Origin of the sequence: Rubrivivax benzoatilyticus JA2 = ATCC BAA-35 (assembly GCF_000190375.1) — a bacterium.
GTDB classification, from domain to species: Bacteria; Pseudomonadota; Gammaproteobacteria; order Burkholderiales; family Burkholderiaceae_C; genus Rubrivivax; species Rubrivivax benzoatilyticus.
The window spans coordinates 23003-38511 of the sequence record NZ_AEWG01000120.1; the positions used below are offsets into that span (position 1 = coordinate 23003).

General features: G+C 73.8%; 8 protein-coding genes. 6 read left to right on the plus strand and 2 right to left on the minus strand.

What is annotated here, in order from left to right; all coding sequences use genetic code 11:
* Positions 1-18: 18 nt before the first annotated feature.
* A complete protein-coding gene (locus RBXJA2T_RS13865) occupies positions 19-1197 on the minus strand; it encodes a methyl-accepting chemotaxis protein (protein WP_009858028.1) in 1179 nt (392 codons plus the stop codon).
* A 308-nt stretch (positions 1198-1505) separates the two neighbouring features.
* On the opposite strand from RBXJA2T_RS13865, the gene RBXJA2T_RS13870 reads away from it, so the two are divergent.
* Complete coding sequence (locus tag RBXJA2T_RS13870) at positions 1506-1820, plus strand: hypothetical protein (protein WP_029718694.1); 315 nt, start codon at positions 1506-1508, stop codon at positions 1818-1820.
* 101 nt (positions 1821-1921) lie between these two features.
* Here the strand turns inward: RBXJA2T_RS13870 and RBXJA2T_RS13875 are convergent, their stop codons facing one another.
* Entirely contained in the window at positions 1922-3472 is a 1551-nt protein-coding gene (locus RBXJA2T_RS13875) for a methyl-accepting chemotaxis protein (RefSeq protein WP_029718693.1), read from the minus strand.
* Between the two features lie 215 nt (positions 3473-3687).
* Between RBXJA2T_RS13875 and recC the strand changes: the two genes are divergently transcribed.
* From recC to RBXJA2T_RS13900, 5 genes are all read left to right on the plus strand, one after another.
* On the plus strand, positions 3688-7023 hold the full coding sequence (gene recC / locus RBXJA2T_RS13880; protein ID WP_009858031.1) for an exodeoxyribonuclease V subunit gamma: 3336 nt from the start codon (positions 3688-3690) through the stop codon (positions 7021-7023).
* Positions 7020-10655 (plus strand): exodeoxyribonuclease V subunit beta, encoded by a 3636-nt coding sequence (gene recB, locus RBXJA2T_RS13885; RefSeq protein ID WP_009858032.1) that lies wholly within the window; start codon positions 7020-7022, stop codon positions 10653-10655. Before recC ends, recB begins: the two co-directional genes overlap by 4 nt.
* Positions 10655-12658 (plus strand): exodeoxyribonuclease V subunit alpha, encoded by a 2004-nt coding sequence (gene recD / locus RBXJA2T_RS13890; RefSeq protein WP_009858033.1) that lies wholly within the window; start codon positions 10655-10657, stop codon positions 12656-12658. The genes recB and recD overlap by 1 nt, the downstream gene beginning before the upstream one ends.
* Positions 12655-13761, plus strand: a complete 1107-nt coding sequence (locus tag RBXJA2T_RS13895) for a metallophosphoesterase family protein (protein ID WP_009858034.1) — start codon at positions 12655-12657, stop codon at positions 13759-13761. Before recD ends, RBXJA2T_RS13895 begins: the two co-directional genes overlap by 4 nt.
* Positions 13758-15509: ATP-binding protein (locus RBXJA2T_RS13900; protein WP_009858035.1), on the plus strand; the 1752-nt coding region annotated here is incomplete at its 3' end. The genes RBXJA2T_RS13895 and RBXJA2T_RS13900, both read left to right, overlap by 4 nt.

A 15509-nucleotide genomic window follows, 5' to 3' on the forward strand; every position in this document is an offset into this window, starting at 1 on the left:
CCTGTGGTGCCCGTGTGTTCAGAAGAAGGTGACGGCTTCCTCGGCCGGCGCCGATGCCCGCGGCTCAGTCGCGGCCGGGCGCCTCAACTCGGCAGCGTGCTCGTCGGCCATCGCGTAGCTGCGGCGCAGCTCTTCGAGCAGCTCCTTGGAGTCCAGCGGCGTCGCTTCTCCGTCGCGCCCCTGCACATCGCTGGCAAGGCGGCAAAGGTGCTCGAGGTTGTCGCGAACGTGGCTCAGACGCTGGCTCACGCGATCCTGGAACTGCAGCTGCACCAGGGATTCGACGACCTCGGCCTGGATGCCCTGACTGTCGGCCTTCAGCCGAGCGGCAGCATCCTCCAAGGAACGCGTCACGCTCTCGAAATCGGTGAGCACACGCTCGATGGCCTGGCTGGAGGCCGCCAGCGTTTCGGTTTCCGTGGTCTCCGATAGCTGGGCATCACCGCAGGCCTTGAGGATCGCGCTCGAGATCGAGTCCACGTCGCGCGCGATGCGCTCACCGGTGGATGCCGACTGTGCCGAGAGCTTGCGAACCTCCTGTGCCAGCACGCCGAATCCGCGGCCCTCGGGTCCTGCGTGGGCTGCTTCGATCGCAGCATTGATCGCCAGCAGATTGGTCTTCGATGCAATCGCCGACACCTCGACGGCCATGCTGCGCAGCTCGGCAACGTAGGGCGCGAGACCCTGCACCGCGCGCCGCAGGGCGGTGTTTCCATCCATCGCCCGCCGCAGAGAGGCGATAACGACTTCAAGGTCGCGGCAGCTGCGCAGTTGCACCTCTGCGGCGCCGTGGTCACCTCCGCTGCCGGCTGAGGCCAGAGTCGTGTCCAGGCGCGAAACGATGCCGCCGAATCGTTCGGTCAGCGCACAGACGGCGGCTTCGGTCTGCGCACGTGCGCCTTCGACATGCGCGGCCCACAGCGGCACGAGTTCGTGGCCCAAGGCCTGCTGGGCGTTGGCCCATTGCGCCACCAGTCGGTCGCGCTCGCGGCGGCCGCGCTCGGCACGCCAGTCCCCGGCCACCGCAGCCAGCACCAGCGCGAGGGCACAGAAACTGACCCAGAGCTCAGCCGACGACGCCCAGGCCAGCAAGGCCGCGGCCGGCACCGCCGCCGAAGTCACGGGCCAGCGCGAGGCCAGCCGGGGAAACCTCGGCCGGGTGTCGGGCGCAAGAGAGGGCAGGGTGAGTTCGGTCATGGACGTGAAGCCTGATGCAGCGGAGTTCGGCGCCGGACCGTGCGCGGTTCCTTTGCCGTATACATACGCTTATCGTCCCTGGGCGACCGAAATAAAGCGTCCCTGAACCCCTCTGAATCCCCCTCACGCAATCCTTCACGAAAGCCAGAACGAACCTCCAAAAACGACACCAACTCCTTGTCATGAAACGACAAATTTGATGAACACGAAATGCGACTCAGGTCTGAGCAGGCCTGATCGGGATGGCCCCATCACGCCCGGCGTGAGCTGCCCCTAGACTGGTCTCGACTTCCCTGGAGAACCCCGCGATGAGATCAACCGTGCGCCTGGTGTTCGGCCCCGACGAACTGACGGTGAACCTGCCCGACCACGACAAGCCCTGGGCCGCCGACGAGGCGCGCCGCTGGCTCGACGACCAGTTCGTCGCCAACGACTGCGAGCCGCTGCGTGCGCTGGGCAAGGTGCTGGTGGCCGACAAGCTGGCCGCCATCGCGCGGGCGATCGGCCTGCAGGGCTTTCACGACGACGAGGCCTTCCGCCTGGACTTCGCGCGTGCGGCCTCGGCGGCGCTGGCGCGCGACAGGGTCAAGGTCGACGCCGAGACCGGCAAGGTCACGTTCTGACATCGGGGCGCACCCCGGGCGCGGCCACCGGGCGCCAGGAAGAGGCCGCCGACGCGCGCCGCGAAGGCAGCGTCATCGTGCGGCCCGCCGGGCCGCCCTGATCAGGCGCCGACGCGGAAGATCTGCACCGCGCGCACCAGCGTCGCGGCGCGGGCTTCCAGCGACACGCAGGCCGCGGCGGCCTGCTCGGCCAGCGCCGCGTTCTGCTGCGTCGACTGGTCGATCGTCGAGATCGCGCCGTTGACCTCGGCGATGCCCTGCGACTGCTCGCCGGTCGCGTGGGTGATCTCGGCGACCAGCGTGCCGACGCGGTGCACCGACTCGACGACCTCCGCGATCACGCCCTCGGCGGTCTGCACGCGGCGTGCGCCGTCGGTGACCTGCTGGACCGAGCTGCCGATCAGCTCGCGGATCTCCTTGGCCGCCTGGCTGCTGCGCTGCGCCAGCGCACGCACCTCGCTGGCGACGACGGCGAAGCCACGACCCTGCTCGCCGGCACGCGCGGCCTCGACGGCGGCGTTCAGCGACAGGATGTTGGTCTGGAAGGCGATGCCTTCGATGACCTGGATGACCTCGGCGACCCGCTTGGACGAGGCCTCGATCGCGTCCATCGTCTTCACCAGCTCGACGACGGCCTCGCCGCCGCGGCTGGCGACGCCGCGTGCGTCCTCGCTGACCCGCGCCACCTGCTGCGCCGTGCCGGCCGTGGCCTTGACGGTGCCGGTGAGCTGCTCCATCACCGAGGCCGTGCGCTGCACCTCGGAGGACTGGGTCTCGGTGCGCTGCGACAGGTCGTTGCTGCCCTGCGCGATCTCCTTGGACGCGGAGGTCACGCCGGTGACTTCGGCGCGCACGTCGGCGACGATGGCCTGCATGTTCAGGTTGGCCAGCCAGATGTTGCGCGTCAGCTTGCCCAGCGGGTGGCGCGGGTCGTAATCGATGTGGCCGGTGAGGTTGCAGCCGGCGATCTGGGCGGCCGTCGCCGTGCACTCGTCCAGGCGCTTGCCGACCGAGAGGTGGAACCAGGTGCCGATGACCGTGCAGCCCACGGCCATCGCCAGCATCTCGGCCCACAGTGCGTCGAAATACCAGCCGGCCAGCGACGCGCCGGCGAACAGCGCGACCAGCGCCCCGACCACCCGCACCGTCAGCGACATCCGGAAGACGCGGTACGGCAGGTCGCGCAGCCCGCGGTAGCGCACGCCGCCGGCATGCAGCCGGATCGTGTGGCGGCCCGACTCGCGCTCGGCCTTCAGCTGAGCGTACAGCGCCTCGGCGCCACGGATCTGCTCGCGCGTGGGCTTCTGGCGCACCGACATGTAGCCGACGGGCTTGCCGTTCTCCAGCACCGGCGTGACGTTGGCGACGACCCAGTAGTGGTCGCCGTTCTTGCAGCGGTTCTTGACGACACCGGTCCACGGCCGGCCGTGGCCGATCGTCTGCCACATGTCCTTGAACGCTTCCGGCGGCATGTCCGGGTGGCGAACCATGTTGTGCGGCTGGCCGATCAGCTCGGCGTAGTCGAAACCGCTGATGCGCACGAATGCGTTGTTGCAGTGCGTGATGCGGCCCTGGGCATCGGTCGTGGACACCAGCACGCTGCCGTTGTCCATTTCTACCTCGCGCTGGGTCACGGGTTCGTTCAATCGCATGCCGGGAACCTTTCGTGTGGCGGCTTCTTTGGGCCGCATCGACGGAACTTCGGCTGGATTCAGTCTGAACTTGAATCAATCCAGGCCTGCGGACGCAGAAAAGTTCTCGTTCGACGGCCGGCTCACTGGCTCAGGCCCTGAGCCTGATCGGGCTCACACTGTCGGCGGATGCGCCGGTCTCCGGGGCCGCGCCACGCTCTAGACTCCCCGCGCCGATGCTGTCGCTGCACTTCTCCAACCGTTTCGAAGCCCTGGCCACGCTGCTGGGCGCACACCTGGCCGCGCCGCGCGAGGACTTGTTCGTCGCCGACGAGATCGTCGTGCCCAGCGCCGCCGTGCGCCGCCGGCTGACGCTGGAGTTCGCCCAGGTCGAAGGCGTCTGCGCCCACCTGCGTTTCGACTACCTGGCGCAATGGCTGTGGCGCCAGATCGCCGGCGTCGTGCCCGGCATCGACGCCGAACGTTCGCCGTTCGCGCCCGAGGTGCTGGCCTGGCGGGTCTGGCGCGCGCTCGGCGACCGCGAGGGGGTGGCCGCCCACCCGCGGCTCGCGGGCTACCTGGTGCAGGCCGACGAGGTGATGCGCTGGGAGCTGGCCGAACGCATCGCCGCCACCATCGAGCAGTACGTCACCTACCGCCCCGAATGGCTGGCCGAGTGGCTGGCCGGGCGGCCGGTGGTCTTCCCCGGCGGCGCGGCGCCGGCCGACGCCGGCTGGCAGGCCGAACTGTGGCGGCGCATCGTCGCCGAGACCGGCGTCTCGGGCCGGCACCCGATCGAAGGTTTCATCGACACGCTGTCGCGGCCCGGCGGCGCCGAGCGCGCCCGCGAAGCCGGGCTGCCCGAACGAGTGCACGTCGTCGCGCTGCCGACGATGCCGCCGCTGCACGCGCGCCTGCTGGCGGCGCTGGGGCGCGCGATCGACGTCGAGGTCTACCTGCTCAACCCCTGCCGCGAATACTGGTTCGAGCTCGTCGACCCACGCCGCCTGGCCTGGCTGCAGGCCGCCGGGCGCGACGCCGGCCACGAGGTCGGCAACCGGCTGCTGGCCGGCTGGGGCAAACAGACCCAGGCGCAGATCGACGGCCTGCTCGACGCCGCCGGCGACGCCGTCGTCGACGAGCACCTGTTCATCCAGCCGCCCGAGCACACGCTGCTCGGCCGGCTGCAGACGGCGATCCTCGACTCGGTCGAACTCGACGCGGGCTCGGCGGCCGACCTGACCGGCGAACGCAGCGTCGAGTTCCACGTCGCGCATTCGCGCACCCGCGAACTGGAAGCGCTGCACGACCGGCTGCTGGCCTTGTTCGCCGCCGACGCGACGCTGACGCCCGGCGACGTGCTCGTCGTCACGCCCGACCTGGAAGCCACCGCGCCGCTGGTCGACGCCGTCTTCGGCACCGTGCCGGCCGGGCGCCGCATCCCTTACGCCGTCACCGGCCGCGCACGCAGCGGCCAGGACCCGGCGGCGCGGGCACTGCTGGCGCTGCTGTCGCTCACCAGTTCGCGCGTCGCCGCCAGCGAGCTGTTCGCGCTGCTGCAGCAGCCGGCGGTCGCGCGGCGTTTCGGCCTCGACGAAGCGGCGCTGGAGCGCCTGCACGGCTGGCTGCTCGCCAGCGGCCTGCACTGGGGCCTGGACGCCGCGCACCGCGCCGGCTTCGACCTGCCGGCCGAAACACGCCACACGCTGGCCGATGCGCTGGACCGGCTGTTCCTCGGCCACGCCTTGCCGGCCGGCGCCGAGTCGCCGCTGCCCGGGCTGCTGCCGGCCGGCGACGCCGAAGGTTCGGCCGCGGCGACGCTGGGTGCCTTCTGGCGTTATGCCGAGGCGCTGCGCTGGCTGCAGGCCGAAAGCGTGCGCCCGCGCCCGGCCGCCGCCTGGGCGCGGCTGCTGCACGCGGCGCTCGACCGTTTCGTCGCCCCGGCCGGCGACGAACAGCCGGCGCTGCGCGAACTGCGCGCGACGATCGCCCGCCTGGCCGACGACGTCGCCTCCGGCGCCGGCGCCGCGACGGTGCTGCCGCTGGCGGTGCTGCGCCGAGCGCTCGAAGCCCGGCTGGACGACCCGGCGCGTGGCGGCGTGCCCTCGGGCGCGGTCACGTTCTCGGCGATGAGCAGCCTGCGCGGCCTGCCCTACCGCGTCGTCTGCGCCATCGGCCTGGACGACGGCGCCTTCCCGACGACCGCCCGCCCGCCCGAGTTCGACCTGATCGCGCTGGCGCCGCGGCGCGGCGACCGCCAGCGCCGCCACGACGAGCGCAACGTCTTCCTCGACCTGCTGCTGGCCGCGCGCGAGCACCTGCACCTGAGCTGGCGCGGCCGCAGCGTGCGCGACAACGCGCCGCTGCCGCCGTCGGTGCTGGTCGCCGAACTGCTGGAGCTGCTGGCCGCGGCCACCGCAGACAACCCCGACGAGCCGGCCTCGGTGGCGGCGGCACGCAAGCGCCTGGTCGTCGAACACCCGCTGCAGTCTTTCGCGCCCGAACTCTTCGACGCCGGGGCCGACGCCCGTCGCCGCAGCCACGACGCCGAACTCGCCGCCGCGCTGCGCGCCGGTGCCGTGGCCGCGGCCTTGCCACCGGTGGCCGCAAGCGCCGAGGACGACGAAGAGGAAGAAGAGCTGCAAGCCGCGTCCGACCCCGCCCTGCCCTTCTTCACCACGCCGCTGCCGCCGCCCGGCCCCGAGTGGCGCACGCCGACGCTGCAGCAGCTCGTCGAGTTCTTCCGCCAGCCGACGCGTTATTGGCTGCGCCGCCGGCTGCAGATCGCGCTGCAGTTCGACGAAGCCGCGCTGGACGACGACGAACCGCTGGTCGCCGACGCGCTGGCGCGCCGCGCTTTCGCCGATCGCCTGCTGCCGCCGCTGTTGGCCGGCGTCGACGCCGAGACCGCGTGGCGGCGCGCCGAAGCCGGCACCGAACTGCCGTCGGGCGCCATCGGCCAGCAGCAGATGCAGGCCGAGTTCGCGCGTGTCGCCGCGTTCGCCGACCGGGTGCGCGACGCGCTGGCCGAGCCGGTGCTCGACGCCCAAGGCGCCGAACTCGACTTCGAGCTCGACGGCGAACGCTGGACCGTCGCCGCCGGCTTCGCCGACCTGCGCGCCAGTGGCCTGGTGCGCTGGCGCTGGGGCGTGCTGCGTGGCGCCGACCTGCTCGAAGCCTGGCTGCAGCACCTGGTGCTGGCCGCCGCGGCGCCGGCCGGCGTCGCGGCGCGCACCCGCTGGCTGCTGACGAATGGCGAACTCGTGCTGCGCGCGCCCGAGGCGCCGCGTGAACATCTCGCCACGCTGCTGCGCCTGTACCGCCGCGGTCTGGCCGAGCCGCTGCGGCTGTACCCGAAGACCTCGCTGGCGCTGGTGCGCGACGGCGCCGCCGCGGCGCTGAAGTGCTGGACACCGGGCGAACGCACGCCGTTCGCCGAAGGTGGCGACGAATCGATCCGCCTGGCCTGGCGCGGCCGCGAAGCCGAGGCGCTGGCGGGCGACTTCGAGCCGGTCGCGCAAGCCGTCTTCGGCCCGCTGCTGGCCCACGCCGAAGGGAGCGCGCTGCAATGAACGCCCCCGTCGCGCGTCCGCTGGACGTCTTCACCTGCCCGCTGGACGGCATCGCGCTGGTCGAGGCTTCGGCCGGCACCGGCAAGACCTGGAACCTCTGCGGCCTGTTCCTGCGCTTGCTGCTCGAGCGCCGGCTCGAGGTGCAGCAGGTGCTGGTCGTCACCTTCACCAACGCCGCCACCGGCGAGCTGCGCGAGCGCATCCGCGCCCGCCTGGTCGACGTGCTGGCCGCGCTCGACGGCCGCCCGGCGGCGCTGGCCGACCCCTTCGTTTCCGGGCTGCTGGACGCGCTTCGCCGCCCCGAAGTCGGCCTGACCGACACCGAGATGCGCGCCCGCGTCGACCGCGCGCTGCAGACCTTCGACGAAGCGGCGATCTTCACGATCCACGGCTTCTGCCAGCGCGCGCTGGCCGACGCGCCGTTCGCCTCGGCGATGCCGCTGCGCCAGGAGCTGGGCGACGACGCGGCGCTGGTGCGCGAGGTGGTGTTCGACTTCTGGCGCCGCCACGTCGCCGGCGGCACGCTGCCGGCCGGTGTCGCCGAACTGCTGCTGTCGCGCGGCGACACGCCCGAAGCCTGGGTCGAACTGGTGCGCCGACGCAGTGCCAAGCCGCTGGCGCGCCTGGTCTGGCCGGCGGTGCTGGACGAGCCGGTGGCCGCCGACACGACGGCGCTGGAACGCGCTTTCGACGAGGCCCGCCGGCTCTGGCGCGCCGAGCGCGAAGTAGTGCTCGCCGCCGTGCACGAGGCGCTGCCGCGCCTGCCCGCCAACCGCTACAAGCCCGACAGCGTCGCCACCGCGGCACGCTGCTGGGACGAGATCACCACCGCGCCGTCGGCGCTGCTGGCGCCGTCCGGCAAGCTGCTGGACAAAGGCAAGGCCGCGCTGCTCGGCACGGCGAAGCTGCAGCCGAAGAAGGATCAGGCACCGCCGGCGCCGCACCCCTTCTTCGACGCCGCCGATGCGCTGCTGGAAGCCCTGGCCGCTGCACGCCAGGCACTGGAAGTCGAACGTCTGCGCCTCGTGCGCACGCTGCTCGAAAGCGCACCCGAACGGCTGCGTGCGCTGAAGCGTGAACGCCGCGTGCTGGCCTTCGACGACATGCTGCAGAACCTGCACGAGCGCCTGACCGGCGGCGCCTGCCCGCAGCTGGCCGCGGCGCTGAAGACGCGCTTCCCGGCGGCGCTGATCGACGAGTTCCAGGACACCGACCCGCTGCAGTGGGCGATCTTCGAAGCCGTCTACGGCGCCGGCGACGCGCCGCTGTTCCTGATCGGCGACCCCAAGCAGGCGATCTACAGCTTCCGCAACGCCGACCTGAACACCTATCTCGCGGCGCGGCAGCGCGCGGCGGCGAGCTGGACGCTGGCGCAGAACCAGCGTTCGTCGGAGCCGCTGCTGGGGGCGCTGAACGGTTTGTTCGGCCACCAGCCGCGCGCCTTCATGCAGGACGGGCTGGACTACCAGCCGGTGGGCTACGGCGCCAAGCCGCGCGCGCCTTTCGCCGACCGCGGCGCCGAACGCGCCGCACTCGAACTCTGGTCGCTGCCGCGCGACGACGAAGGCCAGCCGCTGGCCAAGAGCGCCGCGATGGCCGCCGCCGCCGCGGCCTGCGCCGCCGAGATCGCGCGCCTGGTCGACGCCGGCCGGCGCGGCGAAGCGACGCTCGCCGGCCGGGGTCTCGCCGCCGGCGACATCGCGGTGCTGGTGCGCAGCCACCGCCAGGGCGCGCGCATGCGCCAGGCGCTGGCGGCGCTGGGCGTGGCCAGCGTCGAGCTGTCGCAGGCCAGCGTCTTCGCCAGCCGCGACGCCGAAGACCTGGAACGCCTGCTCGGCGCCGTGCTCGAGCCGGCCAACGCCGCGCGCCTGCGCGCCGCGCTGGCCACCGAGGCGATGGGTTATGACGCCGCGCGCATCGCCGCGCTGGCCGACGACGAGGCGGCGCTGGCCGAACTCGTGCAGCGTTTCGCCGCCTACCGCGAGACCTGGTTCACGCGCGGCGTCGCGGTGATGCTGCGGCGCTGGATGCAGGACGAAGGCGTCGCCGCGCGCCTGCTGTCGCGCCCCGACGGCGAACGTCGCATGACGAACTGGCTGCACCTGGCCGAATGCCTGCAGCGCGCCGCCGAGACCACCACCTCGCCCGAGGCCTTGCAGCGCTGGCTGCACGACGAGCGCCGCGCGCCGGGTGGCGACGACGAGGCGCAGCTGCGCCTGGAGTCCGACCGCAACCTGGTGCAGATCGTCACCATCCACAAGAGCAAGGGCCTGGAGTACCCGGTCGTCTTCTGCCCCTTCGTCTTCGACGGCCACGCCGGCGGCGGCGGCTCGGACGGCGAAGGCCGCGAGCTGCACGACACCGCCGGGCAGCAGTTGTGGGTCTTCGGCGACGCCGAGGTCGAGCCCGGCAGCGACGACCGCGCCAAGGTCGAGCAGGCCGCCGAGACGCTGCGCCTGCTCTACGTCGCGCTGACACGTGCGGTGCACCGGCTGGTGCTGGTCGTCGGGCCGTACGCGGTGCGCAAGTCGGCCACCGAAAGCGCGCGTGCGCTGCTGAACTGGTTCGTCGCCGACGGCCAGCAAGAGCCCGCCGCCTGGCTGACAGGCAAACGCGAGCCGGAAGAAGTCGACGCCGCCTGGCAGGCCTTCGCCGCGCTGCACCCGCAGACGGTCGCGCTGCGCACGCTGCCCGACACGCCCGGCACGCCGCTGGCCGTGCAGGCCGCCGACCCCGAGGCCATCGTCGCGCTGCCGGCGCCGGCCGTGCCGCCGGCCTGGTGGATCGGCAGCTACAGCAGCCTGACCCAGGGCCTGCGCCACGAAGGCGCGGCCCAGGACCGCGACGAGGCCCAGCGCCCGGCACGCCGCGCCGCCCCGGCGACGCTGGCCGCCGACGACGTGCTGCGTTTCCCGCGTGGCGCGGTGGCCGGCGAATGCCTGCACGCGCTGTTCGAACACGCCGACTTCGCCGACGCCGCACGCTGGCCCGAGGCCGCGGCGCGGGCGCTCGCCCTGCACCCGCCCGAAGCCGAGGCCGACAGCGGCCGGCTGGCGCCGATGCTGGAGACGCTGCTGGCCGACGTGCTGGCGACGCGGCTGCCGGGCGGCGTCGTGCTCGGCGACGTGCCGCCGGGCAAACGCCTGGCCGAGCTGGAGTTCACGCTGCCGTCGCCGGCGCTGGCCGCCGACGCGCTGGCCGCCGTGCTGCGCGAAGCCGGCCTGCCGGTGCCGGCGCTGGCTTTCGGCATGCTGCGCGGCTACCTGCGCGGTTTCATCGACCTGGTCTTCGAGCACCGCGGCCGCTGCCACGTGCTCGACTGGAAGTCCAACCACCTGGGCTGGACCGCCGCCGACTACGGCCCCGAGCCGGTGGCACGCGAGGTCGCCGCACACGGCTACCAGCTGCAGGCGCTGCTGTACCTCGTCGCGCTGCACCGCTGGCAGCGTGCGCGCCGCGCCGGCTACGACCCCGAACGCCACCTCGGCGGCGCGATGGTGCTGTTCGTGCGCGGCGTGCGCCCGGGCTGGCGCAACGCCGACGGCAGCCCCGCCGGCGTCTGGGCCTACAAGCCCAGCGTCGCGCTGATCGAGCGCCTGTCGGCGCTGTTCGACGCCGTGGAGAACCCCTGATGAGCCGCCGCCGCACGCCCGACGAGGCCACGCTGCCGCTGTTCGACGACGAACCGGCGCCGCCGCCGGTCGTGGCGCCGACGCCCGAGCCGGCGGCCGACGCCGGCTGGACCGACGATCTGCCTGACCTCGACGTCTTCTTCGAGGAAGACGGCGGCGTGCTTGACGCCGAAACCGAGCCTGAAACCACCGAGGCGGTCGAAGAGACACCAACCCGTCCCGAGACACCCGCCGAAGCGCTGGCCGCCGGTCTGGCGGCACACGTCGAAGCCTGGTCGCGCCGCCTCGGCGCCGACGCCGACGACGCCCGCGCCGCCAGCCGCGCCGCCGAGGCGCTGTCGCGCGCCACCGCCGCCGGCCACGTCTGCCTGATGCTCGACGAACTCGACGGCGAGCCCGCCGACTGGCGTGCCCGGCTCGAAGCCTCGCGGGTCGTCGGCCCGGCGCACGCGCCCGGCGCCGCGCCGCTGGTGCTCGACGCCGACGGCCGGCTGTACCTGCAGCGCGACTTCGACCACGAGCGCCGCCTGGCCGCACGGCTGAAGGCCGCAGCGCGGCCGGTGCCCGGCGCGCTGGACGCCGGCGCGCGCGCGCGGCTGGCCGAACTCTTCACCGCCAACACCAGCACGGAGGAGGCGCCCGACTGGCAGCGGGCCGCCGCCGCGCTGGCGCTGCGCCAGCGCCTGGCCGTCATCAGCGGCGGCCCGGGCACCGGCAAGACGACGACCGTCGTCGCGCTGCTGGCCTGCCTGCTGGCCGACGACCCCGAGGCGCGCATCGCGCTGGCCGCGCCCACCGGCAAGGCCGCGGCACGCATGACCGAGGCGATCCGCGGCCGTGCCGCGCAGTTGCCGGAAGCGATCCGCGCACGCCTGCCGCAGGAAGCCAGCACCGTGCACCGGCTGCTGCGCGCCGGGCCCGACGGCTTTTTCCACGGCGCCGAGCGGCCGCTGGCGATCGACGCGCTGGTCGTCGATGAAGCCTCGATGCTGGACCTGGCGCTGGCGCGCCGGCTGCTCGACGCGGTGCCGACGCACGCGCGCATCGTGCTGCTCGGCGACAAGGACCAGCTCGCCGCGGTCGAGAGCGGCGCCGTCTTCGCCGAACTGAGCGCCGACACGACGCTGACGCCCGGCTGCCGCGCCGAACTCGCCGCCGCCTGCGGCGTCACGCCCCAGGCGCTGCAGCCGCCGCCAGCCGCCGCGCCGGCGCTGGCCGACAGCGTGGTCTGGTTCCGCCGCACCTTCCGTTTCGCCGCCGATTCGGGCATCGGCCGGCTGGCCGGCCTGGTCAACGGCGGCCGCGCCGACGAGGCGCTGGCCTGGCTGGGCGCTGGCGGTGACGCTTCGGTGCAGTGGCTGGACGACCGCGGTGCCGAACCCGGCACCGCGGTGCGCGACGCGATCGCCGCCGGCTTCGCGCCCTACGTCGAGGCGCTGCGCCGCGACCCGCAGGACGCTGCCGCGGCGATGCACGCCTTCGAGTCGTTCCGCGTGCTCTGCGCGACACGCGAGGGCGCGCGCGGCGTCGCCGGCGTCAATGCGCTGGCCGCGGCCCAGCTGCGCCGTGCGCTCGGCGCCGCGCCCGGCACCTGGTACGCCGGCCGGCCGGTGATGGTGCGCCGCAACGACTACGTGCTGCGCCTGTTCAACGGCGACATCGGCCTGGCGCTGCCCGACGCCGAGGGCCGGCTCGACGTCGTCTTCCCGGCGCCCGGCGGCGGCTGGCGCCGCGTCGCGCCGGCACGCCTGCCGCCGCACGACACCGCTTTCGGCATGACGGTGCACCAGTCTCAGGGCTCGGAATTCACCGACCTGCTGCTGCTGACACCCGACCGCCCGCTGCGCGCGATGACACGCGAGCTGCTCTACACCGGCATCACACGCGCCCGCCAGCGTGTCACGCTGGCCGGCCCGGCCGCGGCGCTGGCGGCCGCGGTGCGTTCGCCGACGCGGCGCCGCTCGGGCCTCGCCGCCCGCCTGCACGAACTCGAGACCCGATGACGACACTGATCCACACCGCCGACTGGCAGATCGGCCGCCAGTACGGCGGCTTCGAACCCGAGGACGCCGCGGCGCTGGCCGACGCGCGTTTTGCCGCCGTCGAGCGCATCGCCCACCTCGCCGCCGACGAGCAGGCCGACGCGGTGCTCGTCGCCGGCGACGTCTTCGACGCCCAAGGCGTGTCGGCACGCACGATCCGCCGGATGTTCAACGCGATGGCGCCTTTCGCCGGCCCCTGGGTGCTGATCCCCGGCAACCACGACGCGGCGCTGGCCGAAGGCGTGTGGCGCCACGCGCTGCGTCTGAATGTCGTGCCGGCGAACGTGAAGCTGGCGCTGGAGCCGGGTGTCGTCGAGCTGCCCGAAGCGCGTGCCGCGGTGCTCTGCGCGCCGCTGACCCAGCGCCACACCTACACCGACCTCACCGAACCCTTCGACGGCTGGGCCACGCCCGAAGGCTGGCTGCGCCTGGGGCTGGCGCACGGCGCGGTGCAAGGCCTGCTGGCCGAGGACATCGACTCGGCCAACCCGATCGCGCCGGATCGCGCCGAACGTGCGCGCCTGGACTATCTGGCGCTGGGCGACTGGCACGGCGCCAAACGCATCGGCGAACGCTGCTGGTACGCCGGCACGCCCGAGCAAGACCGTTTCAAGGACAACGGCGCCGGCCAGGTGCTGCGTGTGCGCATCGCCGGCCCCGGCGCCGTGCCCGAAGTCGAAGCGCTGCCGCTGGGCCGCCACCGCTGGCGCACGCTGGAGCGCCGGCTGGCCGTGCCGTCGGACGTCGAGGCGCTGGTCGCCGAACTTGCCGCCTGCGGCGCCGACGAGATACTGCAACTGACGCTCACCGGCACGCTGGACCTGGCCGGCCGCGCCCGCCTGGACGAAGCGATTGCCGCCGCCGAAGCGCGTGTGCGTGCGCTGCGCTGCGAGCGCGGCGGCCTGCGGCTGGCGCCGACCGCCGAAGACCTGGCCGCGTTGCACGCCGACGGTTACCTCGGCGAGGTGCTGGCCGAGCTGCGCGAAGCCGACGGCCCGGTCGAACAGGAGGCGCTGGCGCTGCTCGCCGGCCTGCTGGCCGGCCGCGAGGAGGCTGCGGCATGAAGCTCACCCGTTTGCGTGTCGCCGAGCTGCGGCGTTTCCGCGAGCCTTTCGAGATCAGCGACTTCGCGCCCGGCCTGAACGTCTTCGCGGCACCCAACGAAAGCGGCAAGAGCACGCTGGTGCGGGCGATCCGCGCCGCCTTCTTCGAGCGCCACCGCTCCAGCGGCGCCGAAGACCTGCGGCCCTGGGGCGACTCGGCCGCGGCGCCGACCGTCGAACTCGACTTCACGCTCGGCTGCAGCGACTACCGCCTGGTGAAGAGTTTTCTGCAGAAGAAACGCTGCGAGCTGGTCGCCGGCGCGCGGCGCTGGGAAGGCGCCGAAGCCGAGGACCACCTGGCCGAACTGCTGGGTTTCGAGTACGCGCTGAAGGGCGCCAGCGGCCAGAAGCACTGGGGCATCCCGGGGCTGCTGTGGGTCGAGCAGGGCACGACGCAGGCCATCGCCGAGCCGGTGGAACACGCCGCGGCGCACCTGCAGCGCGCGCTGAACGCCTCGCTCGGCGAGGTCGCGGCGACCGGCGGTGACGAGGTGCTGGAGCGCGTGCGCGCGCTGCGCCGCGAACTGCTGACCGCCACCGGCCGCCCCACCGGCGCGCTGGCCGAAGCCTTGCGCGTGGCCGACGAGAGCGCCGCCCGTGTCGCCGAAACCGAGGCCGCGGTGCGCCGCCACGCCGAGCAGGTCGACCGGCTCAAACGCCTGCGCGACGAACACGAAGCCGAGACGAAGGAAGCGCCGTGGACGGCGCTGCGCCAGCAGCTCGCCCAGGCCGAAGCCGCGCTGGCCGCCGCCGAGGGCCTGCAGCGTGAGCATGACGCCGCCGCAGCCGCGCTGCGCCAGGCCGACGGGCTGGCCGGGCTGCTGCGCCAGCAGATCGCCGACGAGGCCCGGCGCCAGCAGGAACTGGCAGCGCGCGAAAGCACCCGCGCCGGCACTCAGCGCCGGCACGAAGCGGCCACCGGCGCCGAAGCCGCAGCCCGCCAGGCGCTGGCCACGGCCGAGAGCCGTTTCGCCGCCGCCCGCGCTGCATTGGTGCTGGCCCGCCAGGAGCAGACCCGCGCCCAGCTCGGCCGCGACCTCGCCGCCGCCCGCCAGGCCGCCGACAGCGCGGCCGCGGCGCTGGAGCGTGCGCGCGCCGAAGCCACCCGCGCCGCGACGCTGCGCCGCGAGGCCGATGCGCTGGCCGTTCCCCAAGCCGAGCTGAAGACGCTGCGCCAGCAGAGCCAGCGCCTGCACGAACTCGGCATCCGCCAGGACGCGGTGGCGACAAGGCTGGCCTTCGAGCTGCAGGCCGACGCCGGCGTCGCGCTCGACGGCGCGCCGCTGGTGGGCCAGGGCGAACGCCGGCTGACCCAGGCCGCGACGCTGACGCTGCCCGGCGGCACGGTCACCGTCGTGCCCGGCGGCGAGGACCTGGCGGCGCTGGTGCGTGAGCACGCCCGTCTGGCCGACGAACGTGCGGCGCTGCTGCAGCGCCTGGGGCTGGCCTCGGCCGACGAGGCCGAGGCGCGTGCCGCGGCGCATGCGCTGAAGTCGCAGGAAGCCGAGAGCGCCCGGCAGGCCCTGGCGCTGCTGGCGCCGCAAGGGCTGGACACGCTGGAAGCCGAACGCTCGCGCGCCCAGGCGCGCCACGCCGAAGCCGAGCAGGCGCTGGCCGCGCTGCCGCCGGCCCCCGACACCGCACCGCCGGCCGTCGCCGCCGCCGAGGCCGAAGCCACGGCCGCCGAACAGGCGCGTGCCGACGCAGCC